The 22716-nt window shown below is 36.9% G+C and carries 21 protein-coding genes; 20 read left to right on the top strand and 1 reads right to left on the bottom strand.

The window, feature by feature from the left end; translation table 11 throughout:
* Window positions 1-403 precede the first annotated feature (403 nt).
* The 7 genes from HWV58_RS07875 (at window position 404) to HWV58_RS07845 (ending at window position 7058) form a co-directional block, all read left to right on the top strand.
* Window positions 404-781 (top strand): plasmid mobilization protein, encoded by a 378-nt coding sequence (locus tag HWV58_RS07875; RefSeq protein WP_175633579.1) that lies wholly within the window; start codon window positions 404-406, stop codon window positions 779-781.
* A 25-nt stretch (window positions 782-806) separates the two neighbouring features.
* The gene (locus HWV58_RS07870; protein ID WP_175633578.1) at window positions 807-1841 is read left to right on the top strand and encodes a relaxase/mobilization nuclease domain-containing protein; all 1035 of its coding nucleotides are present in this window, start codon (window positions 807-809) and stop codon (window positions 1839-1841) included.
* Between the two features lie 234 nt (window positions 1842-2075).
* Window positions 2076-3128, top strand: coding sequence for a dTDP-glucose 4,6-dehydratase (gene rfbB / locus HWV58_RS07865; RefSeq protein ID WP_175633577.1), 1053 nt, complete (start codon window positions 2076-2078; stop codon window positions 3126-3128).
* On the top strand, window positions 3128-3676 hold the full coding sequence (gene rfbC, locus HWV58_RS07860; protein ID WP_175633576.1) for a dTDP-4-dehydrorhamnose 3,5-epimerase: 549 nt from the start codon (window positions 3128-3130) through the stop codon (window positions 3674-3676). The genes rfbB and rfbC overlap by 1 nt, the downstream gene beginning before the upstream one ends.
* Window positions 3673-4533 (top strand): dTDP-4-dehydrorhamnose reductase, encoded by an 861-nt coding sequence (rfbD, locus tag HWV58_RS07855; protein WP_175633575.1) that lies wholly within the window; start codon window positions 3673-3675, stop codon window positions 4531-4533. Before rfbC ends, rfbD begins: the two co-directional genes overlap by 4 nt.
* A gap of 62 nt (window positions 4534-4595) precedes the next feature.
* On the top strand, window positions 4596-5456 hold the full coding sequence (rfbA, locus tag HWV58_RS07850) for a glucose-1-phosphate thymidylyltransferase RfbA (protein WP_175633574.1): 861 nt from the start codon (window positions 4596-4598) through the stop codon (window positions 5454-5456).
* 318 nt (window positions 5457-5774) lie between these two features.
* Complete coding sequence (locus HWV58_RS07845; protein WP_175633573.1) at window positions 5775-7058, top strand: nucleotide sugar dehydrogenase; 1284 nt, start codon at window positions 5775-5777, stop codon at window positions 7056-7058.
* Window positions 7059-7086: 28 nt separating this feature from the next.
* Here HWV58_RS07845 and HWV58_RS07840 read toward each other — a convergent pair whose 3' ends face one another.
* Window positions 7087-7749, bottom strand: coding sequence for a hypothetical protein (locus HWV58_RS07840; RefSeq protein WP_175633572.1), 663 nt, complete (start codon window positions 7747-7749; stop codon window positions 7087-7089).
* A 296-nt stretch (window positions 7750-8045) separates the two neighbouring features.
* Here HWV58_RS07840 and gmd point away from each other — a divergent pair, with 296 nt between their 5' ends.
* The 13 genes from gmd to HWV58_RS07775 all read left to right on the top strand — a co-directional run bounded on the left by gmd (window position 8046) and on the right by HWV58_RS07775 (window position 22705).
* Window positions 8046-9182 (top strand): GDP-mannose 4,6-dehydratase, encoded by a 1137-nt coding sequence (gene gmd / locus HWV58_RS07835; protein ID WP_175633571.1) that lies wholly within the window; start codon window positions 8046-8048, stop codon window positions 9180-9182.
* Between the two features lie 28 nt (window positions 9183-9210).
* Window positions 9211-11676 carry an SLBB domain-containing protein gene (locus HWV58_RS07830; protein ID WP_175633570.1) on the top strand — a complete coding sequence of 822 codons (2466 nt, stop codon included), beginning with the start codon at window positions 9211-9213 and terminating at the stop codon, window positions 11674-11676.
* A 90-nt stretch (window positions 11677-11766) separates the two neighbouring features.
* Complete coding sequence (locus tag HWV58_RS07825; protein ID WP_175633569.1) at window positions 11767-12867, top strand: Wzz/FepE/Etk N-terminal domain-containing protein; 1101 nt, start codon at window positions 11767-11769, stop codon at window positions 12865-12867.
* 6 nt (window positions 12868-12873) lie between these two features.
* Window positions 12874-14061 carry a UDP-N-acetylglucosamine 4,6-dehydratase gene (locus tag HWV58_RS07820; protein ID WP_175633568.1) on the top strand — a complete coding sequence of 396 codons (1188 nt, stop codon included), beginning with the start codon at window positions 12874-12876 and terminating at the stop codon, window positions 14059-14061.
* A 3-nt stretch (window positions 14062-14064) separates the two neighbouring features.
* The gene (locus HWV58_RS07815) at window positions 14065-15231 is read left to right on the top strand and encodes a LegC family aminotransferase (protein WP_175633567.1); all 1167 of its coding nucleotides are present in this window, start codon (window positions 14065-14067) and stop codon (window positions 15229-15231) included.
* A gap of 3 nt (window positions 15232-15234) precedes the next feature.
* Entirely contained in the window at window positions 15235-16131 is an 897-nt protein-coding gene (locus tag HWV58_RS07810; protein ID WP_175633566.1) for a methionyl-tRNA formyltransferase, read from the top strand.
* Window positions 16128-17153 carry an N-acetylneuraminate synthase gene (neuB, locus tag HWV58_RS07805; RefSeq protein WP_317174781.1) on the top strand — a complete coding sequence of 342 codons (1026 nt, stop codon included), beginning with the start codon at window positions 16128-16130 and terminating at the stop codon, window positions 17151-17153. Before HWV58_RS07810 ends, neuB begins: the two co-directional genes overlap by 4 nt.
* Window positions 17150-18262 (top strand): UDP-N-acetylglucosamine 2-epimerase, encoded by a 1113-nt coding sequence (gene neuC, locus HWV58_RS07800; RefSeq protein WP_175633565.1) that lies wholly within the window; start codon window positions 17150-17152, stop codon window positions 18260-18262. Before neuB ends, neuC begins: the two co-directional genes overlap by 4 nt.
* On the top strand, window positions 18249-19295 hold the full coding sequence (locus tag HWV58_RS07795; protein WP_175633564.1) for a nucleotidyltransferase family protein: 1047 nt from the start codon (window positions 18249-18251) through the stop codon (window positions 19293-19295). The genes neuC and HWV58_RS07795 overlap by 14 nt, the downstream gene beginning before the upstream one ends.
* A complete protein-coding gene (locus HWV58_RS07790; RefSeq protein WP_175633563.1) occupies window positions 19292-19978 on the top strand; it encodes an acylneuraminate cytidylyltransferase family protein in 687 nt (228 codons plus the stop codon). The genes HWV58_RS07795 and HWV58_RS07790 overlap by 4 nt, the downstream gene beginning before the upstream one ends.
* Complete coding sequence (gene hisF, locus HWV58_RS07785) at window positions 19975-20820, top strand: imidazole glycerol phosphate synthase subunit HisF (protein WP_175633562.1); 846 nt, start codon at window positions 19975-19977, stop codon at window positions 20818-20820. Before HWV58_RS07790 ends, hisF begins: the two co-directional genes overlap by 4 nt.
* Window positions 20820-21476 (top strand): imidazole glycerol phosphate synthase subunit HisH, encoded by a 657-nt coding sequence (gene hisH, locus HWV58_RS07780; protein ID WP_175633561.1) that lies wholly within the window; start codon window positions 20820-20822, stop codon window positions 21474-21476. The genes hisF and hisH overlap by 1 nt, the downstream gene beginning before the upstream one ends.
* Entirely contained in the window at window positions 21476-22705 is a 1230-nt protein-coding gene (locus tag HWV58_RS07775; protein ID WP_175633560.1) for an N-acetyl sugar amidotransferase, read from the top strand. Before hisH ends, HWV58_RS07775 begins: the two co-directional genes overlap by 1 nt.
* Window positions 22706-22716: the final 11 nt, after the last annotated feature.

Genomic DNA, 22716 nt, shown 5'->3' with positions numbered 1-22716 from the left:
TTTAATTCAATTTTATTTTCCTATCGAGCGCCTAAAATAGGCCGAGTATGGAGGAAAATTATATCAGGTTAATTGTTAAATTCCACTTCTTTTTTACTATCTCCTAGACTCCTTCTAATAAATGAAAATATGTGACCTAATAGTTGTTCCTATTTTAACATATAAAGCATATCACATCTTCAATGATAGTAGCAGCGAAAAGTTAATTTCCATGCTAATAGCCTCTTTTTAAACGATTCGTCAAACGAATAATGTTCGATTGCTTATTTTTTTGTTGACAACTATTTTAAAAGAAAACGGTATAGATCACTATAGTGATCATCAAACAATTAATTTTTAGGTTGCGATTTTTATGGCGGACCACCTAACCTTTATTTCAGGAAGGGAGTAATTTAGTTTGGCTATGAAAAAATCAAAAAATGGAAATCAATATTGTAATGTGCCGTTCCATTGCCGGTTTACTGAAACAGAATTTCGAAGAATAAAAGAGGAATCAACGAACTTGGGCCTCTCCCAGGCGGAATATGTAAGGCAAGTCATCTCCGGTAGGAAATCACACACCCTTATTGATGCCCGAGATTTAGTAAAATGGCTGGATGAGGTTGCAATAGAATATAAATCGGCAAATAGTGCTCTGTGTAGTTTTATAGGGGAGCCTTTAAAGGAAATTATCTCCGAATATCATAGTATCGAACTATATAACTTAATTGTTAACTGCATAGCCGCCCAAGAAAATGTAGAAAAGGCAATGTTGATGCTAATGCGGCTGATAAGCAAATGATTTGATGTAGATCGTTTTTACAATTATGGAAATAGTGTTTCTTTCTTCAAGCAGCCGCTTTTCTGCTGTAAACTATAACAGCAGAAAGGTGTCCTCTGGTAAGGGGGAGCTAATGAGCGTCAAAAATTTCGGTTCATTGTCAATATTTAGAGATATTAAGACAAGACATTTTAAAGCATATTTTAAAATGATAGCATCTCTAAATCCAAGAGTATTAAATGCACAGCTGCATTTGTGCATTTCAGCAAATGGTAGGTCTCATAATAAAATGCAGCTGACAGAAGTCGCAGAACAATGGCTTGATAAAATGGGCTATGGAGAAAACCCATATTTAATATATTTCCATAGTGACACGTCTAATAATCATGTGCATATTGTTTCTACCAGAGTTGATAAGAAAGGAAAGAAAATTCCTTCATTTTATGAAAAAAATAGGGGTTTAATCATTCTGCACCATCTCATTGGTTTGGATGGAGTGGAAGAAGCTAAGGCAATTGCCTTTCGGGCTTTGCAGTACGGTTTTACTAGTGTTGATCAGTACAGAACAATTTTGAAAAGCTATGGATATTTTACTTATCTCAAGGATCACATGATTCATATGGTACGGTATACAAAGCGGTTATTTTCGATAGATTTAGATGCGATTCAAAATCGGATGAAAGAATATCAAAATAGCGAGATTGCGCTAAATAGTCTTAGAAGGATTTTTTCCTTGTTTTTGGATGTTGCTTCTGGCCAGCCAACCCACCAAACTGGAGCCTGGAATGCTCACATGAGAAGAATTCAGCGGTCTCCCCTTGGTGAACTATTAAAGCATAAGCTTAATATAGAAATCTTCTATCATCTTGACACGAGTTTCAATCCAGTTAATTACACGGTAGTTAATCACAATACAATGCGGGTTCACTCTGGTCATGAGATCGCAAATTTTGAGATTTTAACTGCACCGCTTGAGAATCCGAAAGCTTTTATCGTTGGTGAGGAGATTGTATTTAATAAACTTGATAATTCAATTAATGTAATGGATGCGGAAAAAGCTAGCAGAAAAACGAAACGATAAAAAACATATTTTGAATCTTTCCTTCTAATGAAATGGCAACAACTTCTTTAATTTTTTTCTGAAAATAAAGCTCTTATTAAAAACATGCAAATTAACTTGTGTGTTAACAACCTTGGTTGTTAAATTTCGGAGAATGTTTAAATACTTCAACAATAATCGACACTAAAAAACAAAATTAGTTGTAATTCAACTAAATCTGGCTTAATTTAGCTGACTGAAATTCATTTAATAACTGTGAAAAAAATCTTAATTACTGGTGGTGCTGGATTTATAGGGTCTCATGTAGTACGCCGTTTCGTTAATAATTATCCTCAATATGAGATTGTAAATTTAGACAAATTAACCTATGCGGGTAATCTTGCTAATTTAACCGATATCGAAAATAAGCCCAATTACCGGTTTGTAAAAGAAGATATCACCGATGCACACGCGATTGATGCGCTTTTCAAAACAGAGAATTTCGATGCTGTAATTCATTTGGCTGCAGAAAGCCATGTAGATCGTTCTATTTCCGATCCGACAGCTTTTGTAATGACTAATGTGATTGGCACGGTAAATTTATTAAATGCAGCCAGAGCTCACTGGAAAGGGAGCTACGAGCAGAAACGTTTCTATCATGTAAGCACCGATGAGGTTTATGGTGCTTTGGGTGAAATAGGTATGTTTACCGAAACTACGGCTTACGATCCTCACAGCCCATATTCGGCTTCAAAAGCCAGTTCTGATCATTTTGTTCGTGCTTATCACGACACTTATGGCATGGACTGTGTAATTTCCAATTGTTCAAATAATTATGGCTCGCATCATTTTCCTGAGAAACTGATTCCGTTAGCCATTAATAATATCAAAAACAATAAGCCTGTACCTGTTTATGGTAAAGGCGAAAATGTACGCGACTGGTTATGGGTTGAAGATCATGCCCGTGCCATTGATGTGATTTTCCACAACTCAAAAACTGGCGATACCTACAACATTGGTGGCCATAACGAATGGAAAAATATCGATCTGATTAATCTGTTGTGCAACATCATGGATGAAAAATTGGGGCGTGAAAAAGGGGAGTCTGCTAAACTGATTACCTATGTAACCGACCGTGCTGGACACGATTTGCGCTATGCTATCGATTCGACTAAATTACAGGAGCAGTTAGACTGGGTACCAAGTTTACAATTTGAAGAAGGCTTAGCTAAAACGGTAGACTGGTATCTGCAAAATGAAGACTGGTTAAACAATGTAACTTCAGGCAATTATCAATCTTATTACGAACAACAGTACAACAGCAAATAATGGAAATTGAACAAACGGGATTAAAAGACTGTCTAATTATTAAACCACGGGTATTTGAAGACCCTAGGGGTTATTTTTTTGAAAGTTTTAATCAAAATACCTTTGAAGAGCAAACGGGTTTATCGGGTAGATTTGTACAGGATAATCAATCTTATTCTTCATATGGAGTAATACGTGGTCTACATGCCCAAACTGGAGAATTTGCACAGGCTAAATTAGTTCGCGTTACTAAAGGCGAAGTATTGGATGTCGCGGTTGATGTGCGCCCAAGCTCACCTACTTACGGCAAACATATTGCCGTACGTTTAAGTGCAGAAAATAAATTGCAGTTGTATATTCCTCGCGGCTTTGTACATGGCTTTTCGGTATTGAGCGAAACTGCTGAGTTTTTATACAAGTGTGATAATTTTTTCAATAAAGCTTCTGAAACAGGCGTAATTTACAACGATGCCGACCTGAACATCGACTGGTTGATTCCAGAAGAGGATCAGGCTATTTCAGATAAGGACCTTCTTTTAAAACCCTTTTCAGTTTTACAGCATATATGAGCAAAATATTAGTAATTGGTGCTGGCGGACAGCTAGGGCAATGTTTAAAAACAGTTGCAGAGCGTAGGGGGATTACCGGAATTGTTTTTCCAGCTGAGCAGGATGGCAATATTTTAGATGAAACCGTACTCAACACGCTATTGGCAAAAGAGCAACCAACATTTGTAATTAATTGCGCAGCTTATACCGCTGTTGATAAAGCTGAAGATGAGGTTGAGTTAGCTAAAGCCATCAATGAGACCGGTGCAGGTTATCTGGCATCAGCTTGTGCCACAAATGATGCAGCTTTGGTTCATGTTTCTACTGATTTCGTTTTTGAAGGGAATGATGTAAAGTTGTTAAAAGAGGTTGACGAAGCTAAACCCATCAATGTGTATGGTGTAACCAAGTTGGACGGGGAAAAGGTCGTTGCCGCGAATTTGCCAGCTCATTTTATTATCCGCACCAGCTGGTTGTACTCTGAATATGCCAATAACTTTGTTAAAACCATGCTTAAACTTGGTGCGGAACGGGATGAACTGAATATTATTGCTGATCAGGTAGGTACACCAACTTATGCTATCGATTTGGCTAATGCCATATATGATATCATCGAATCCGGGCAAAGGGATTATGGTATTTATCACTATAGCAATGAAGGGGTAACATCGTGGTTTGATTTTGCAACTGCTATATTTGACATTAGTAAAACACAGGTAAAAGTAAATCCGATTCCAGGATCGGCTTATCCAACTAGAGCTACTCGTCCTCCGTTTTCAGTAATGGATAAAACGAAGATTAAGAAAACATTTAATATCGAAATTCCCTACTGGAGAGATAGTCTGGAGGATTGTATATCTAAAATTAAAGATCAATAAAATTGTTATGGGTTAACCGTTTAAATCGGTTAACTGTAATTTAAAAACCGATTAAATAAAATATGAAAGGTATAATTTTAGCCGGCGGTAGCGGCACGCGTTTGCATCCTTTAACATTGGCTTGCAGTAAACAGATGATGCCGGTTTACGATAAGCCGATGATTTATTATCCGCTTTCTACTTTGATGCTGGCGGGTATAAAAGAAATCCTGATTATATCTACCCCACACGATCTGCCTAATTTCGAAAAATTACTAGGCGATGGTGCAGCATTGGGCTGTAAATTCAGCTACGCGGTACAGGCAGAACCAAACGGTTTAGCGCAGGCTTTTGTAATTGGCGAAGAATTCATTGGTAAGGATAAAGTTGCTCTGGTATTGGGTGATAATATTTTTCATGGCGATGGCATGGCTAAATTATTACAGGCCAGTTCTGATCCAGATGGTGGCGTAGTGTTTGCCTATCAGGTATCGGACCCTGAACGCTATGGAGTTGTCGAATTTGACGAAAGTAAAAAAGCCATTTCAATTGAAGAAAAACCTGTAAGCCCGAAATCGGATTACGCGGTGCCAGGATTATATTTTTACGATAATGAGGTGGTAGAAATCGCTAAAAATATTAAACCATCTCCAAGAGGTGAATATGAAATTACCGATGTGAACCGCATTTATTTAGAACGTGGTAAATTGAAGGTAGGCGTATTGAGCCGTGGCACGGCCTGGTTAGATACCGGAACATTTACTTCTTTAATGCAGGCTGGTCAGTTCGTGCAAATTATTGAAGAAAGACAAGGCTTAAAAATTGGTTGTATAGAAGAGATTGCTTATCGAATGGGTTTTATTGATGCGGAGCAGCTCAGGGCTATCGCTATGCCACTAGTTAAAAGTGGTTATGGTAGTTATTTGCTGAAGCAGATTAAATAAACCATTTAATAGGCTAACTAAATTATATCGAATCACCATTCAGGTTATTGCTGATTGGTGATTTTTTATTTTAGTCTATTTATATCCCCTGTATCTGTTCTTATCACCCTGCTGATTCGATAGCTATCGGATTTGTTTTATTAGTGCTTTTGTTGTTTTTTAATGCCTAATAGCTACTCCGTGATTAGCATCTTTTAATGCATTGTACTTAATTTAGGTGAGACCCTGAAACGAGTTCAGGGTGACGACTAACGGATTGCTGAAAGCGCGCTCAGCTTATCCGATTTATCTTATCTTTGCCCAATTACCGAAATAAAAATGAATACAAAAAAGCAGATTGCCATTATAGGTTTGGGTTATGTGGGGTTACCATTGGCTATCGAATTTGCTAAAAAATATAAAGTAATTGGTTTCGATATCAATGAAACCCGGGTAGTGGAACTTAATCAGTTCGAAGACCGTACAAACGAAGCCAACCTGGATGATTTGAAATTTGTACTTAATTCTGAAAACACAAGCGCTGGATTAAAATTAAGTGCACAGCTGAATGATCTGAAAGCTTGTACGATCTATATTGTCACCGTCCCTACTCCTATCGATCATCTTAAACGACCAGATTTGCAACCCTTACTTGCTGCCAGCAATATGTTAGGTGGGGTGCTTAAAAAAGGTGATATTGTCATTTACGAATCGACCGTTTATCCAGGTTGTACTGAAGAAGACTGCGTACCGGTTTTGGAAAAGAAATCAAAGCTAAAATATAATACTGATTTCTTTTGTGGTTACTCTCCTGAGCGGATTAATCCCGGCGATAAGGTTAATACCCTCACCAAAATTAAAAAGGTAACTTCTGGCTCTACTCCAGCCATTGCATCCGAAATCGATCAGCTTTATGCCTCGGTTATCACTGCAGGAACGCACTTAGCTCCCAGTATTAAAGTGGCAGAAGCTTCTAAAGCTATTGAAAATGCACAGCGTGACGTTAATATCTCTTTTGTAAACGAACTGGCCTTAATTTTCGACCGCATGGGCATTGATACGGCGGATGTACTAGCCGCTGCAGCTACCAAGTGGAATTTCCTGAATTATAAACCGGGTTTGGTAGGTGGACATTGCATTGGGGTAGATCCATATTATCTGGCCCATAAATCTGAAGCTTTGGGTTATAAGCCTGAAGTGATCTTATCCGGACGGAGGGTAAATGATAATATGGGCCTATTTGTGGCCAATAAGGTTGTTAAAATGCTCGCTGCTAAGAACAAAGTGATTAATGGTGCTAAAGCCTTGATTTTGGGCTTTGCTTTTAAAGAGAATTGCCCCGATACCCGCAATACCCGGGTGATTGATATTTATAAAGAACTGAAATCGTTCAGTATGGAAGTTGACGTTTACGACCCCTGGGCAAATACCACAGCCGTAAAAGCTGAATATCAAATCCAGTTGATTGATAGCCGCCAGTTTGGGCAATATGATGTGGTGATTTTAGCCGTGGCACACCAACAATTTTTAGCTATTGATTACACCCGCTTCAGGGAAAAGGGAACACTGATTTTTGATACTAAATCTTTTATCGACCGCGATTTGGCAGATGCCAGGCTATAGTAAGGCTGGTTAGCAATCTTATTATCTCTTAGTTTTTTCTATTAATCTGAAACTGTAATCCAGCAGAAATTGGATTTAATAAGCTTTCTAATTTATTGTAAGTATTTACCGCCCGTGAAGTACTGTTGGGTTCTGAAATGTCCTGCCGCTCATAAGAAAAATAAAAATCTAAATTACTCTCTGCAAATAAAAGTAATTGCGGGAGGATATTTATTTTTAATCCAATTGAAGGGGAGACCACTAAACCACTCTTTGAAATATCTGCATTTCTGTTAACCGATGAAACTCCGTTGGGCTGTAGCGTGCCTGTAAAGCGATTGGAACGGTAGCCAAGGTCTAAGGCAAAGTAAGGCTGAATCCGGGAGTAGGTAAAGTTTTTTTCGAAGCCGATTTTAAAGCTATAATCTGTAACGGTACCATTAGCGGTTTCATAATTATTATCGAATCTGATATCATCCCTAAAATAATTTCCATTGATGCGATAACTGATTTGGTTATCGTTAAACTTAATGAATAAACCGTTTCCGTAAACATTGGTATAATCCTGCACATTGGTTTGATTCAGGATTTTAGGTAATTGTATTATACTAAAAGCTTTTATGCCAATCGAATAATTGTAATCGGCTGTATTTTGTGCTTTAAGACCGGATGAAATCAATAGTAAAAAGATAACCAGTGGGATTCTGTTCATAAAAATATTTAGCGAGACAATAAGGAGCTGTAAAAATAAAAATAATTCTGAACTATCAATGGAAATAGTGGAGCTCATTTGATTCTTTTGTGTTTTTTTTAATACATTGATTATGAGTATTTTGTGTTATTGTTGGCTTGGTAGAGCTAAATGTTGTTGAGATTTAATTTCATTTGCCAAAAGATTCAGGAGTGTTATTGTGCATTTATCCATTTCAATTCTATTCAGCTAATCAATTCGTTTTTTTACAAAAGAATTATTATGTATGTTTGCGTGCTTAAAACCTATGATAATTTATGAGGGTTGCCCTTATCACTGGCGTTACTGGACAAGACGGTGCTTATCTGGCAGAATTTCTGCTTAGAAAGGGCTATTTTGTGCATGGTATAAAAAGACGTTCATCATTATTTAATACCGATCGGATTGATCATCTCTACCAAGATCAGCACGAAAGCCATGTAAATTTTAAATTGCATTATGGCGATTTAACTGATTCAACCAATCTTATCCGGATTATTCAGGAAACACAACCTGATGAAATTTATAACCTGGCAGCAATGAGCCATGTGCATGTGAGCTTTGAAATGCCTGAATATACCGCTAATGCCGATGGTATTGGTACTTTGCGTTTACTCGAAGCCATCAGGATTTTGGGCTTAACTCGTAAAACCAAAATTTACCAGGCCAGCACCTCTGAATTATATGGTTTGGTGCAGGCTGTTCCACAGAGTGAAAGTACTCCTTTTTACCCGCGTTCGCCCTATGCTGTTGCCAAGATGTATGCTTACTGGATTACCGTAAACTACCGTGAAGCCTATGGCATGTTTGCCAGTAATGGGATTTTATTTAATCATGAAAGCCCGTTAAGGGGAGAAACTTTTGTGACTCGTAAAATTACACGCGCAGCGGCCAAAATTGCATTAGGCCTACAGCAGTGTTTATATTTGGGAAATCTTTCTGCGCAACGCGATTGGGGACATGCCAAAGATTATATCGAAGCCATGTGGTTAATTCTGCAACAGGAAAAACCCGAAGATTTCGTTATTGCCACAGGTGTAACCACTACTGTGCGCGATTTTGTCCGCATGAGTTTTGCAGAACTGGGTATAGCTATTGAGTTTAGCGGCAAGGATGAAAACGAAAAAGGTGTAATCATCGGTTTAGATGTTGAGGTGGTTAGTAGTTTAGGCTTAGACCCTGATAAGTTATTTTTGGGTAGTACAGTAGTTCGTGTAGACCCTAAATATTACCGGCCAACAGAAGTTGATCTTTTACTTGGCGACCCAACCAAATCTAAAACCCAGCTGGGGTGGGAGCCACAATATGATTTGCCAGCACTAGTTAAAGAGATGGCTTTGTCTGATCTTCATTTAATGAAGAAAGATGAGTACCTGAATGAAGGAGGTTTTAAAACCTTAAATTATTTTGAATAACATTACCTGCCGATTATTTCGGAAACCTATGAAACAAAGCATAAAATTATTTCTATCCCTTCTTGTTCTCTGTTTATTTGTCCATTTTCAGTCTTTTGCGCAGAATTATTCGAACGTAAAGGTTGATGAACTATCGGATGCGCAGATTTTGCAAATGATTAAAAAAGCAGAATCTGTAGGCTATAATGATGCCCAGTTGGAACAAATGGCTTCTGCCCAAGGCATGAAAGCCGATGAGATTCAAAAGCTGCGCGCAAGAGTGGCTAAAGTGAGGAAACAAGGCTCTGCCGTACAAGTAGAGCAAAAACCTGTGGTTACAGGCCGAGAGCTTAGTGAAACTACTGCTGGTGGCGAAATTAATAACGAAAAAAAAGAAGAAGATAGCGAAATCGGGCCGAAAATATTTGGATCAGAGCTGTTTAGAAATGGTAATATTACCTTTGAACCCAATTTACGCATGGCTACTCCTAAAGGCTATGTAATCGGACCCGATGATAAATTGGTAATCGACTTAACGGGAGATAATGAAGCCAGTTATAATTTGGAAGTAAGCCCTGACGGTATTATCAATTTGCAGTATGTTGGCCGAATTGCCGTTGGAGGATTAAGTATTGATCAGGCCACTGCTAAAATCCGAACGGCCATGAGTAAAACTTACCCCTCTCTAAAATCGGGCAGGACAAATTTGGCGATCAATTTAGGTAATATCAGAAGTATCAAAGTGGTTATGACTGGTTATGTAACTAAACCCGGTACTTATACCCTACCTTCATTGGCTACTGTTTATAATGCCTTATACGCTTCAGGCGGACCAGCTCAAAACGGATCTTTCCGTAAAATTCAAATTATCCGTAACAATAGGGTCATCGCAACTTTAGACATTTATAATTTTTTATTAAAAGGGATTCAACAAGCTAATATCCGATTACAGGATCAGGATGTGATCAATATTCCGGTATATGATGACCGTGTGGAAATTAGTGGTGAAGTAAAAAGAGCAGCACTTTACGAGGTAGTGAAAGGTGAGAACTTACAAAATGTAATCGATTTTGCAGGTGGTTTTACAACACAAGCTTATACCGCTAAGATCAAGGCTTTCCAAAATACCGATCGCGATCGCCGGATCAATGATATTCCTGCTGTCGATTTCCCTATTTACGTGCCAAAAAATGGAGATAAATATGTGGTTGAGGCGATATTAGATCGCTTTGCCAACCGTGTGGAGATTTTAGGAGCAGTGTTCCGTCCAGGCGTTTACGAATTGGAAAAGGGTTTAACACTCCGTAGTTTGATTAATAAGGCTGATGGTTTAACCGAGGAAGCTTTTTTAAATCGTGGCTATATCAACCGTTTGAATCCGGATAATACACAGGCGCTGATTTCATTTGATGTGGCTAAAATTATTGCTGGTACACAAACGGATATTGCTTTACAGCGAGAAGACAAGGTTACGATTTCATCCATCTTCGATTTAAGAGATGAATATCAGGTAAGTATTCAGGGAGAGGTACGTGCACCTGGAAGTTTTCAGTTTGCGGATGGCATGACTTTAGAGTCAGTAATCCAATTGGCTGGTGGGTTCAAAGAGGGAGCTACGCCTAACAGGATTGAAATCTCGAGAAGGGTAAGGAATAGTGAGGCTACTTCTGCCACGGCACAAACTGCTGAGGTTTTTATTGTAAATGTAAATGAAAATTTAAAATTGGAAGGAGAACCTTTCGTATTAAAACCTTTTGATATTGTATCGGTACGCAATGCAGAGGGCTATGCGGTCCAAAAGCAAGTTAAACTGGAAGGCGAGGTTGTTTATCCAGGAGTATATACTATTATTAACAAAAATGAACGAATTTCTGATTTGATTCGCCGTGCAGGGGGCTTAACCTCATCTGCTTATGCTGATGGAGCTTCATTAAAAAGACCTGGCGCTGAGAAGGTAAATCCAAAGGATAAAAATGCGATTAACAATAAAGAAGAAGAAGATAAGAAATTTTTGGGTTTAAAAAGGGCTCAAGAAACTGGAGCGAAAGACACCGTTGCTAAGGAGATTGAACAAAAATTAATCCAAAGTGATCTGGTAGGGATTAACCTAGAGCGTATTCTTAAAGATCCTCAGTCTAAATTTGATTTGATTGTAGAAGATGGTGATATCATTCGAGTACCACGCACCTTACAAACGGTTCGGGTAACCGGAGAGGTCTTAAATCCTAACAGTATTGTTTATCTTCCTGGAAAAAGCTTAAGGCAATATATTAACGGTGCTGGCGGGTTTACAGCTAATGCTCGTAAAGGAGGGGGCTATGTTAAGTATGCAAATGGTTCAGCTGCTGCTGTAAGCAAATTTTTGTTTTTTAATAATAATCCGGTGATTAAGCCAGGTGCAGAAATTTTGGTGCCTAAAAGGGCAGAAAGAGAAAGGATGACTGCGCAGAGCTGGATAGGGATCGGAACTGCGGTAGCTTCTTTGGGAGCGATTATTGTGAGTTTATTAAGATAAAGCTTTAACCCTCCCCAGGAAGGATCGCCATAGCGAGGCCTGGGAGGGGGTGAGCCGTGGCAATCTATTAAATAAGGTACTAATAAAATAATGACAACAGAAAGTCAACAATATAAAGATGCAGATAGTGATGAACTTTCACTAAAGGAACTTATCCTTAAAATCCGTGAATGGTGGCAATACCTTTTATCTAAATGGATAATCATTTTATCATTCGGATTATTGGGGGGAGCTTTAGGTTTCTTGTATGCAACTATTAAAAAACCGATATATACCGCAACTACTACCTTTGTACTAGAAGATGAAAAAGGTGGAGGTGGATTAAGTAATTTAGCAGGCTTGGCATCGGCGGCTGGTATAGATTTAGGTGGTGGCGGAAGTGGGATATTTCAAGGAAATAATATCATAGAACTTTATAAATCAAGAACTATGATTCAAAGGGCACTTCTTTCCCCAATAATAAGAGATGGGAAACAACGAATGCTAGTTAATGATTACATTGGATTTAATAAGTTAAGAAAAAATTGGGATGTGAATCCTAAACTAAAGAACATTCAGTTTACAACAAAAGATAACAATACACTTGGTTTGTCAACACTTTCTAGAGAAAAGGATAGTATCTTAGCTAATATTGTTGATGACATCAATAAAAATTACTTAAAGGTATCAAAACCTGATAAAGAACTAAGTATTATTCGGGTTGATGTTAAATCTCGAGTGGAAGTGTTTTCTAAAGAATTCAATAATCAAATCGTTAAAACCGTTAATGAGTTCTACAAAAATACAAAGACTAAAAAATCATTAGAAAATGTAACTATTCTGAAAGAAAAAACAGATTCTGTTAGGGCAATTATGAATGGTGCAATTTTTACCGCAGTAGCAATTACTGATGCTACACCAAACTTAAACCCTACTAGGCAAGTGCAACGTATGGTTCCAGTGCAACGGTCTCAATATACTGCAGAAACAAATAAAGCGGTGCTGAGTGAGTTGATTAAGAATTTGGAAATGACGCGAATGTCATTACTCAAAGAAACACCATTAATCCAACTTGTCGATTCACCAATTTATCCACTTACCAAAGAGCAATTTGGTAAATCGAAAGGAATTATTTTTGGTGGACTTATTGGGGGAATTTTGGTTTGTATTTACTTAATCTTACGTAGAATGCTTAAAATAATTCTCGCTTAAAAATCTATGAATATTCTTAACTTAATAGGACGTGAAAAAGAATTGTTTGAGGTTGATATTGCTCAACACGCAATGGCCCTTAATGAAAAAGTGTCACAATCTAAATTCTTGGTTTTGGGTGGAGCAGGTTCTATCGGACAGGCTGTAACCAAGGAAATATTTAAAAGAAATCCATTAAAGCTTCATGTTGTAGATATCAGTGAAAATAATATGGTTGAGCTGGTAAGAGATATCAGGAGCTCATTTGGCTATATGGAGGGTGATTTTCAAACTTTTGCTTTAGACATTGGATCTATAGAATATGATGCCTTTATTGAAGCAGATGGTGAGTTTGACTATGTACTTAATTTATCTGCATTGAAGCATGTGCGAAGTGAAAAGGACCCGTTTACCTTAATGAGAATGATTGATGTGAATGTATTCAATACAGTTAAGACCATCGATCAATCTATAGCAAAAGGCGTTAAGAAATATTTTTGCGTTTCAACAGATAAGGCTGCTAATCCAGTAAACATGATGGGGGCATCAAAACGGATCATGGAGATGTTTTTAATGCGCAAAAGTGAGAAAATCGTCATATCTACAGCTCGCTTTGCTAATGTGGCATTTTCAGATGGTTCTTTATTACATGGATTTAATCAGCGAATTCAAAAAAAACAACCCATCGTAGCTCCAAATGACATTAAAAGGTATTTCGTTATTCCCAAAGAATCTGGTGAATTATGTTTAATGTCATGTATTTTTGGGGAAAATAGAGATGTTTTTTTTCCCAAGTTAAGTGAAGAGCTGCATTTAATTACTTTTGCTGATATCGCGGTTAAATACTTGAAAGAGTTGGGCTATGAGCCTTATCTCTGTGAAACTGAAGAAGAAGCAAGAGCATTGATGAGTACATTACCACAAGACAAAAAATGGCCTTGTTTATTCACCGCTAGTGATACCACAGGAGAAAAAGATTTTGAAGAATTTTTTACTTCAAATGAAGTTTTGGATATAGCAAAATTCGAGAATTTGGGAATCATTAAAAATGAACTTCATTTTGATAATGATAAACTAAACAATTTTGCAACTACTATTTCAAGCTACAAGGCCGAAAAGAAATGGTCCAAAGATCAAATAATTAACTTATTCCACCAAATGATTCCTGATTTTGGACACAAGGAAACTGGGAAATATTTAGACGCAAAAATGTAAGAGATGGAGAGATTTCAGAAAATCGTTGATTTTGTAAAAGAACAATACCCTGATAAAGACTTTGTTTCCTTGCACGAACCTGTATTTATAGGAAATGAGCGTAAATATGTTTTAGATGCTATAGACTCTACTTTTGTTTCTTCAGTTGGAGTTTATGTCAATCGCTTCGAAGAAATGATGACAAAAATTACGGGAGCCAAGTATGCCATAGCTATTGTAAATGGTACTAATGCCTTACATTTAGGCTTATTGCTTGTTGACGTTGAAAGAGATGATGAAGTGCTCTCACAGGCCTTGACTTTTATTGCAACTGCAAATGCTATTTCATACATTGGTGCAACACCTGTTTTTATTGATATAGATAAAGAAACATTAGGGATGTCGCCTACAGCCTTAAGGAACTTTTTAGAAGGAAATGCAGAATTGCGAGCCGATGGTAGCTATAATAAGGTAACTGGTAAACGGATTGCCGCTTGTGTACCTATGCATACTTTTGGACTTCCATGTAAAATTGATGAAATAGCAGCGATTTGTAAGCAATGGAAAATTGATTTAGTTGAGGATGCAGCCGAGTCATTAGGTAGTCATTACAAAGGTAAACATACTGGTGTTTTTGGGAAGGTAGGCGTATTTAGCTTCAATGGAAATAAAACAGTTACTTGCGGTGGCGGAGGTGCATTAGTCACAGATGATGAGGCCATTGCAAAAAAAGCAAAGCACTTAACTACCCAAGCCAAAGTGCCCCATAGATGGGAATTCGTACATGATCAAATAGGCTACAATTATCGAATGCCGAATTTAAATGCGGCTTTAGCGTGCGCTCAATTAGAACAACTAGACCTATTTGTTGAAAACAAAAGAAATCTTGCTTCGCTATATAAAGGGTTTTTTAACGGTTCAAATATCTCTTTTATTAACGAACCTGTAGACTCAAAGGCTAACTACTGGCTTAATGCAATTCTTTTAGAAGACCTGAACCATAGAAATAAGTTTTTGGAATTTACAAATGCAAATGGGATAATGACCAGACCAGTATGGGAATTACTGAATCGATTGCCTATGTTTAAAGATTGCCAAACGGATAGTCTTATAAATAGTATTTTCGTTGCAGATCGCCTAGTTAATATACCTAGTGGGGTAAGATTGCAGGCGATAAATAATTTGAAGTAATTAATGGAAAAAATAAAAATAGGATATTTAGCTGATGGGCCTTGGTCTCATTTAGCGTTTGAGAAATTGATTAGTGATGAAACTATAGAAATAGCTTTTATAGTACCACGTTCAGATACAAATGATAGCACATTAAAGGAATTTGCTGAAAAATATAATATTGATTATCTATTTCCTGTTAAAATAAATACAGAAGAATTTATTGTTAAGGCAAATTCTTACAAGTTAGATTTGTTAGTTTCAATGAGCTTTAACCAAATCTTCAGATCTACTATACTTAAGGTGCCAAAATTCGGAGTAATCAATTGCCACGCGGGCAAGCTGCCATTTTATCGAGGAAGAAATATTCTAAATTGGGCATTAATTAACGATGAAAAGGAATTTGGAATAACTGTTCATTATGTTGATGAAGGAATAGATACTGGAGATATCCTTTTGCAAAGAAGCTATACGATTAGCGATGAAGATACTTATAGTTCACTTTTAAACATAGCTTATACTGAGTGCGCGAATATTTTGTACGATGCAATAAAGGAAATACAGAATGGCACCTCTAAAAGAATTGTACAAAATACAATTCATCCGATAGGCTTTTATTGCGGAAGGAGGGGGGCTGGAGATGAGATTATTAACTGGAATCAAACATCTAGGGCCATTTTCAATTTCGTACGATCAATAGATAAACCAGGGCCTATGGCTACTACAAATATAAGAGGCAATGAGGTTAAAATCAACAGAGCAAGAATAGTTAAAAATGCTCCATGTTATATCGGTACAAATGGACAGCTTTTAGCAAAAACAGAACAAGGCTTTTTAGTTAAGACGGCTGATAATTTTCTTGAAATATTAGAAATAGAATCTGAAGCTACATTAAAAGTTGGAGATAAATTAGGTTTATGATAAAGCATACAATAATTATTGCCGAGGCAGGGGTAAATCACAATGGCGATATGAATATGGCAAAACAGCTTATTGATGCTGCTGTTGTTGCTGGAGTTGATTATATTAAATTCCAGTCCTTTGTAGCAGAGAAACTTGTTAGTCCTAATGCGAAAAAGGCAGAGTATCAAAATAAGAACATAGGTGATGGCGATGATTCTCAATTTAATATGCTTAAAAAGCTTGAATTAAGCCATGAGAATCATATAGAACTGATTAAGTATTGTAAAGAAAAAGGAATACATTTTTTTTCTACAGCTTTTGATGTCGATGGACTGTATTATCTTAATGACCTTGGACTTCCATTATTTAAAATTCCCAGCGGTGAGGTAACAAATTTCCCCTACCTAAGAGCTGTGGCCTCTTTTGGAAAACCTGTTATTTTATCTACTGGAATGTGTGCAGAATCTGATATTAAACAAGCTACAGATGTTCTGACTGAATACGGGCTTACAAAAGATAAAATATCAATATTGCATTGTAATACTGAATATCCTACTCCTATGAAAGATGTGAACTTAAAGGCAATGCTGTCTATTAAGAAAGATTTTGGTGTGGAAGTTGGTTATTCTGACCACACATTAGGAATAGAAATTCCCATCGCTGCAGTAGCTATGGGTGCTGTAATTATTGAAAAACATTTTACGCTTGACCGTACATTGCCGGGACCTGACCATGTCGCCTCACTTGAGCCTGGTGAATTAATACAGATGGTCAAAGCTATTCGCAATATTGAGCTGGCAATTGGCGGCAACGGGATAAAAGAGCCAAGTGAAAGTGAATTGAAAAATATAGCTATAGCTCGCAAAAGCATACATCTAAATAATGATTTGCCTAAAGGTCATATTATTACTGATAATGATATAATAGCACTGAGGCCGGGTGATGGTATATCTCCTATGGAATGGAATAATGTTGTAGGCAGAAAGTTAACCGTTGATAAAAATAAATTTGATAAATTATTGTTGACGGATATCATATGAGATTAGGTGTACTAACAAGCTCAAGAGCTGATTATGGAATTTATCTCCCACTTTTAGAGAAATTAAAAGCAGATAGTTTTTTTTCTTTAGAAATAATTGCTTTTGGCACGCATCTATCAAAAAGCCATGGGTATACTATAGACGATATAATAAAAGATGGATATGGATGTATTCATAAAGTATCATCACTTGTATCAAATGATGATGAACAATCAATAACAACATCCTACGGACTTACTGTCCTGAAATTTGCTGACTTTTGGGCAGTACATAAATATGACTTGGTTTTATGTCTGGGAGACAGATTTGAAATGAGTGCTGCCGTGCAGGCAGGTATACCCTTTGGGGTAAAATTTGGCCATATCCACGGAGGAGAAACAACCTTGGGGGCAATAGATAATATTTACCGGCATCAGATTACTTTAGCATCTGTTCTTCACTTTACAGCAGCAGACAACTTTAAAGAAAAAATAATTAATTTATTGGACAGTAATTACGGCATTTATAGTGTAGGCTCGCTGAGCCTTGATAATATGCCTTCTTTCAAGCCCATAGAGAAAAGGGCTTTCTTTGATAAATTTGCTATTCCGGATGAAGGGTATGCGCTTGTGACTTTTCATCCGGAAACTGTTTCACCTGCAGATAACCTTATCTATGCAAGAATCATGAAAAAGGCAATGGCTAAAATAGCTGAAGAGATGTTTTTAGTTATAACGATGCCTAATGCAGATACCCTCGGCTCGATATTCAGGGAAGAGATTATAAAATTAAAAGAAGAAATGCCGGAGAGGATTTTACTGATAGAAAATTTTGGTAAAGCCAATTATTTTTCGGCAATGTATTATGCTAAAATACTACTAGGAAATACTTCAAGCGGAATTATCGAAGCAGCTTCTTTTGGAAAATATGTAGTGAATGTAGGCGACAGGCAGAAGGGGCGCGCTCAGAGCCTTAATATTCTAAATAGTCCATTTAATGAAGATGCACTTTATGACACAATACAAAATGCAATGGCTAAAGGGAACTATAATGGAAATAATGTGTATTATAAAAGTGGTGCTGTAAGTGTTATAATTAATATTATAAAAAAGTTCTATGAGGGTATATAGTGACCATTTAATCCCTTTGGGGAGTACAGTAAAGCAAGCATTGATAGTATTGGAGATGTTATCACATGATGCTATACTGTTTGTTGTGGATGCAGAGGACAAACTTTTGGGTGCACTTACTGATGGTGATGTAAGAAGGGGACTGATAAAAGGAATCAGTACTGATAGTATTGTTGATGAGATCATTCAAAAGAATCCCAGATATATTACAAAAGGTGAGAACGATATAAAAAAGATAATAGAATATAGAAAAGGGGATTTTAGGATATTGCCTGTAGTTGATGAGAATCATAAAGTTGTAAATATAATTAACTTTAGGAATATAAGATCTTATCTTCCTGTAGATGCTGTAATTATGGCAGGTGGTAGAGGACAAAGGCTGCAGCCACTTACAGATACAGTTCCAAAACCTCTTTTAAAAGTGGGGGACAAAGCTATTATGGAACATAATCTGGATCGCTTGGCTTTATATGGCATTGATGATTTCTGGGTTTGTATCAAATACCTTGGAAAACAGATTGAAGAACATTTTGGACAAGGTAAAAATAAGAATGTTGAAATTGAATATATTTGGGAAGATGAACCTCTTGGAACAATTGGAGCGGTTTCAAAAATAAAGAATTTTAAACACGATTATATACTGGTGACCAATTCTGACCTTTTGACCAATATAGATTATGAACAGTTTTTTTTAGAGTTTATAGAAGAAGACGCAGACCTTGCCGTGCTAAGTATTCCTTATCAAGTGAGTATCCCTTATGCTGTTCTTGAAACTAACCACAGGCAGGTAAAAAGTTTTAAAGAAAAACCTACCTATACTTATTACTCTAATGGAGGCATTTATCTGATGAAAAAGAAAGTGCTGCAAAACATCCCGAACAATACTTTCTTTAATGCTACAGACTTAATGGAGAGCCTTATAAAAAACAACTTTAAGGTGATTTCATATCCTTTTGCAGGCTATTGGCTGGATGTAGGCAAGCATGAAGATTTTGAAAAAGCTCAGGTTGATATAAAACATATAACCTTATGAGGATTCTTTACCTGATTCCTGCACGGGCAGGCTCAAAGGGGGTGCCTGGCAAAAATACAAAGTTGTTAGGAAACAAGCCTCTTATTGCATATAGCATTGAATTTGCGTTGGAAAACATGAAGGGGGATGATATGATTTGTGTCACAACCAACGATGATGATGTTTTTGCAATAGCAGATAGGATGGGTGTCAAGATTCCTTTTAAGAGACCAGAAGAACTCGCAACAGACAAAGCATCGTCTTATGATGTTATTATGCATGCCCTGAAATTTTATGAAAATCAGGGTTGCTGCTTTGATGCAATATTGCTTTTACAGCCTACATCTCCTTTTAGGAGCCAAGAAGATTTTAAAAATCTGATTGCAGACTATAGTGGAGATACTGATATGGTTGTAAGTGTTAAGTATTCAAAAGAGAATCCTTACTTTACGCTTTTTGAAGAAAACGACGACGGTTACCTTAAAAAAAGTAAAGAAGGAAATTTTGAAAGAAGGCAGGACTGTCCTCAGGTTTTTGCGTTGAACGGCTCAATGTACCTTATAAATGCGGAGGCTGTTAAAAAATCACCTCTTAGTGAATTTAAAAAAATAAAAAAAATCATAATGCCTGAAGAAAGAAGTATTGATATTGATACTTTTGCAGACTGGAATTTAGCAGAATTTTATTTAAACAATAGTAAATGAAAACAACCAGAATAATACCCCGATTAGACATTAAAGGACCTAATCTAGTTAAGGGTATACATCTTGAAGGATTAAGGGTGTTAGGTAAGCCATCAGATTTTGCCAAATATTATTACGAACAGGGGGCAGATGAATTAATGTTCATGGATGTTGTAGCATCTTTATATGAAAGAAACAGCCTTCATGACATAATAACTGAAACAGCAAAAAAGATATTTATTCCCATTACTGTTGGAGGAGGCCTAAGGTCAATTTCTGATATTAAAGAAGTACTTCGTGTAGGCGCAGATAAAGTATGCCTTAATACGGCTGCAATCAAGAACCCACAGCTTATCAAAGAGGCTTCAAGAATGTTTGGCTCTTCTACTATTGTTGTCGCAATTGAAGCCATAAAAGAGTCTGAAGGCAAATATCTTGCTTATACCGATAATGGACGTGAGTATACCGGTGTAGATGTTTTTGAATGGGCCCAGAAAGTTGATGAGCTTGGAGCTGGAGAAATTGTTATTACCTCCGTAGATAAGGAAGGAACCGGCCAGGGCTTTGATAATGACCTTATATCTAAAATAACTAGTTTGGTGAGTATACCTGTAATTGCTCATGGTGGTGCCGGCAATAAGCGACATGTGGTTGATGTTTTAAAACAGAGCAATCCGGACGCGGTAATGATATCATCTTTGTTTCATTATGATTTTATAAAAGAAAACGAATCTACAGCATCAGATCTGGAAGGGAATGTTGAGTTTTTGAAACAAAAAAGAAATTTCCATACATTTGAACCTTGTAGTATTACCGATGTGAAGAAAGAGTTATTGGCTAACGAAATAGAGTGCAGATTATAATGGATAACAGTAAGAAAAAAGTAGTTATAATAGACTATCAGCTAGGTAATTTGTTCAGTGTTAAACAGGCATGTGATACTGTAGGAATGAATGCGAAAATATCTTCTGATAAAGAAGATATTCTTAATGCTGATGCGCTTATATTACCAGGTGTAGGAGCTTTTAATGAGGCTATGAATAATCTTAAGAACCTGGATATAGAAAACCCCATTAAAGATATGGTTAATGCGGGTAAGCCATTGTTTGGGATATGCCTTGGACAGCAATTACTCTTTACTGAAAGTGAAGAATTTGGAACGGGTAAAGGCCTTGATCTTATCCCGGGAATAATAAAAAGATTTCCCGAGCAATTCGAAGACAGAAAGATAAAAGTTCCGCACATTGCATGGAATAGGATCTATGCAGATAATTATGACTGGAGTAAAACACCACTGCATGAGCTTGATAATAACGATTTCATGTATTTTGTGCATTCTTATTATGTAAAACCTGATGATAATGCAATTAGATTAACTTTAACCAATTATGATGATATTGAATTTTGTTCATCGGTTATAAAGGATAATATTTTTGCAACACAATTTCATCCTGAGAAAAGCGCCGACAAAGGCGTTTCAATTTATAAAAACTGGGCAATAACCAATAACTTATTATAATGTCAGAGAATAAATTTGAGACCTACTATGGTCTGCCGCATGATGTAAAGTTCTGTACAAAATGTGTAATGTCTAATCAAAGGCCGGCGTCTACGGTTGAGTTTAAGCATACCATTGATAGTAAAAAAGTAACTATGAACTTTGATGAGGAAGGGATTTGTGATGCTTGTAGAACTGCAGAGATTAAGGATAATATTAATTGGGGAATGCGTGAAGAGGAGCTTATAAAACTTCTTGATAAGCACAGAAAAAATGATGGTTCTTATGACTGCCTTGTACCGGGCAGTGGAGGTAAAGACAGTGCATACCAGGCACACGTACTTAAATATAAGTACGGAATGAATCCTTTGACAGTTACCTGGCCCCCAATTTTATATACTGATTATGGTCTACAAAACTGGAGAAACTGGTTAGATAGTGGCTTTGATAACATTTCATTTTACCGTAATGGTAAAGTAATGAAATTGCTTACCAAGCTGTCTATAGAAAATTTAATGCACCCTTTCCAGACTTTTATATTAGGGCAAAAAAACCTTGCTCCAAAAATTGCTGCACAACATGGTATAAGCCTTATTTTTTATGGAGAAAATGAAGCAGAATATGGTAATCCTATAGCTGATAACATGACATCTCTAAGAGATAAGTCATACCACAGTTTTGATAAACTTGACGAGATTTACCTTGCAGGTGTTTCTATTAAAGAACTTATGGAAAAATATGATGTGAAGTTAAGTGACCTTATGGCATATCTTCCTCCAAGGGCAGAAGATCTTGAAAGAGCTAATATTGAGGTTCATTATTTAGGTTATTATTTGAAATGGACTCCTCAGGAAGTGTATTATTATGCTGTTGAAAATACAGGTTTTAAAGCAAGGCCTCACAGGACTCAGGGTACTTTTAGTAAATATAGTGGTATTGATGATAAGATCGATGATCTTCACTTCTATACTACTTATATTAAATTTGGTATAGGAAGAGCTACATATGATGCTTCTCAGGAAATCAGGAACAGACACCTTACCAGAGAAGAAGGCGTTGCGCTCGTAAACCGTTTTGACGGTGAATTCCCGGATCGTTACTTCAACGACGTTATGGAATATATAGGCATGGAGTCGGAGCATTTCCACGAGCTATGTGATAAATTCAGATCTCCGCACTTATGGGGCAAGGGTGAAAACGGGGAGTGGAAATTAAGACATAATGTTGCTGGGAAAGGGCTTGACGATTAGAGAAAAATAGC

The organism is Pedobacter ghigonis (assembly GCF_903166585.1).
GTDB classification, from domain to species: Bacteria; Bacteroidota; Bacteroidia; order Sphingobacteriales; family Sphingobacteriaceae; genus Pedobacter; species Pedobacter ghigonis.
This window is presented reverse-complemented; position numbering and strand designations above follow the sequence as displayed.

Bases quoted from the DNA above. Each gene is read 5' to 3' on its own strand.
- HWV58_RS07815 (WP_175633567.1), top strand. From the start codon at position 14,065: ATGGAGAGATTTCAGAAAATCGTTGATTTTGTAAAAGAACAATACCCT.
- HWV58_RS07775 (WP_175633560.1), top strand. From the start codon at position 21,476: ATGTCAGAGAATAAATTTGAGACCTACTATGGTCTGCCGCATGATGTA.
- HWV58_RS07795 (WP_175633564.1), top strand. From the start codon at position 18,249: ATGAGGGTATATAGTGACCATTTAATCCCTTTGGGGAGTACAGTAAAG.
- HWV58_RS07870 (WP_175633578.1), top strand. From the start codon at position 807: ATGGAAATAGTGTTTCTTTCTTCAAGCAGCCGCTTTTCTGCTGTAAAC.
- hisH (WP_175633561.1), top strand. From the start codon at position 20,820: ATGGATAACAGTAAGAAAAAAGTAGTTATAATAGACTATCAGCTAGGT.
- neuB (WP_317174781.1), top strand. From the start codon at position 16,128: ATGATAAAGCATACAATAATTATTGCCGAGGCAGGGGTAAATCACAAT.
- HWV58_RS07810 (WP_175633566.1), top strand. From the start codon at position 15,235: ATGGAAAAAATAAAAATAGGATATTTAGCTGATGGGCCTTGGTCTCAT.
- HWV58_RS07790 (WP_175633563.1), top strand. From the start codon at position 19,292: ATGAGGATTCTTTACCTGATTCCTGCACGGGCAGGCTCAAAGGGGGTG.
- HWV58_RS07820 (WP_175633568.1), top strand. From the start codon at position 12,874: ATGAATATTCTTAACTTAATAGGACGTGAAAAAGAATTGTTTGAGGTT.
- rfbA (WP_175633574.1), top strand. From the start codon at position 4,596: ATGAAAGGTATAATTTTAGCCGGCGGTAGCGGCACGCGTTTGCATCCT.
- HWV58_RS07845 (WP_175633573.1), top strand. From the start codon at position 5,775: ATGAATACAAAAAAGCAGATTGCCATTATAGGTTTGGGTTATGTGGGG.
- gmd (WP_175633571.1), top strand. From the start codon at position 8,046: ATGAGGGTTGCCCTTATCACTGGCGTTACTGGACAAGACGGTGCTTAT.
- HWV58_RS07825 (WP_175633569.1), top strand. From the start codon at position 11,767: ATGACAACAGAAAGTCAACAATATAAAGATGCAGATAGTGATGAACTT.
- neuC (WP_175633565.1), top strand. From the start codon at position 17,150: ATGAGATTAGGTGTACTAACAAGCTCAAGAGCTGATTATGGAATTTAT.
- rfbC (WP_175633576.1), top strand. From the start codon at position 3,128: ATGGAAATTGAACAAACGGGATTAAAAGACTGTCTAATTATTAAACCA.
- hisF (WP_175633562.1), top strand. From the start codon at position 19,975: ATGAAAACAACCAGAATAATACCCCGATTAGACATTAAAGGACCTAAT.
- HWV58_RS07840 (WP_175633572.1), bottom strand. From the start codon at position 7,749: ATGAACAGAATCCCACTGGTTATCTTTTTACTATTGATTTCATCCGGT.
- HWV58_RS07830 (WP_175633570.1), top strand. From the start codon at position 9,211: ATGAAACAAAGCATAAAATTATTTCTATCCCTTCTTGTTCTCTGTTTA.
- rfbD (WP_175633575.1), top strand. From the start codon at position 3,673: ATGAGCAAAATATTAGTAATTGGTGCTGGCGGACAGCTAGGGCAATGT.
- HWV58_RS07875 (WP_175633579.1), top strand. From the start codon at position 404: ATGAAAAAATCAAAAAATGGAAATCAATATTGTAATGTGCCGTTCCAT.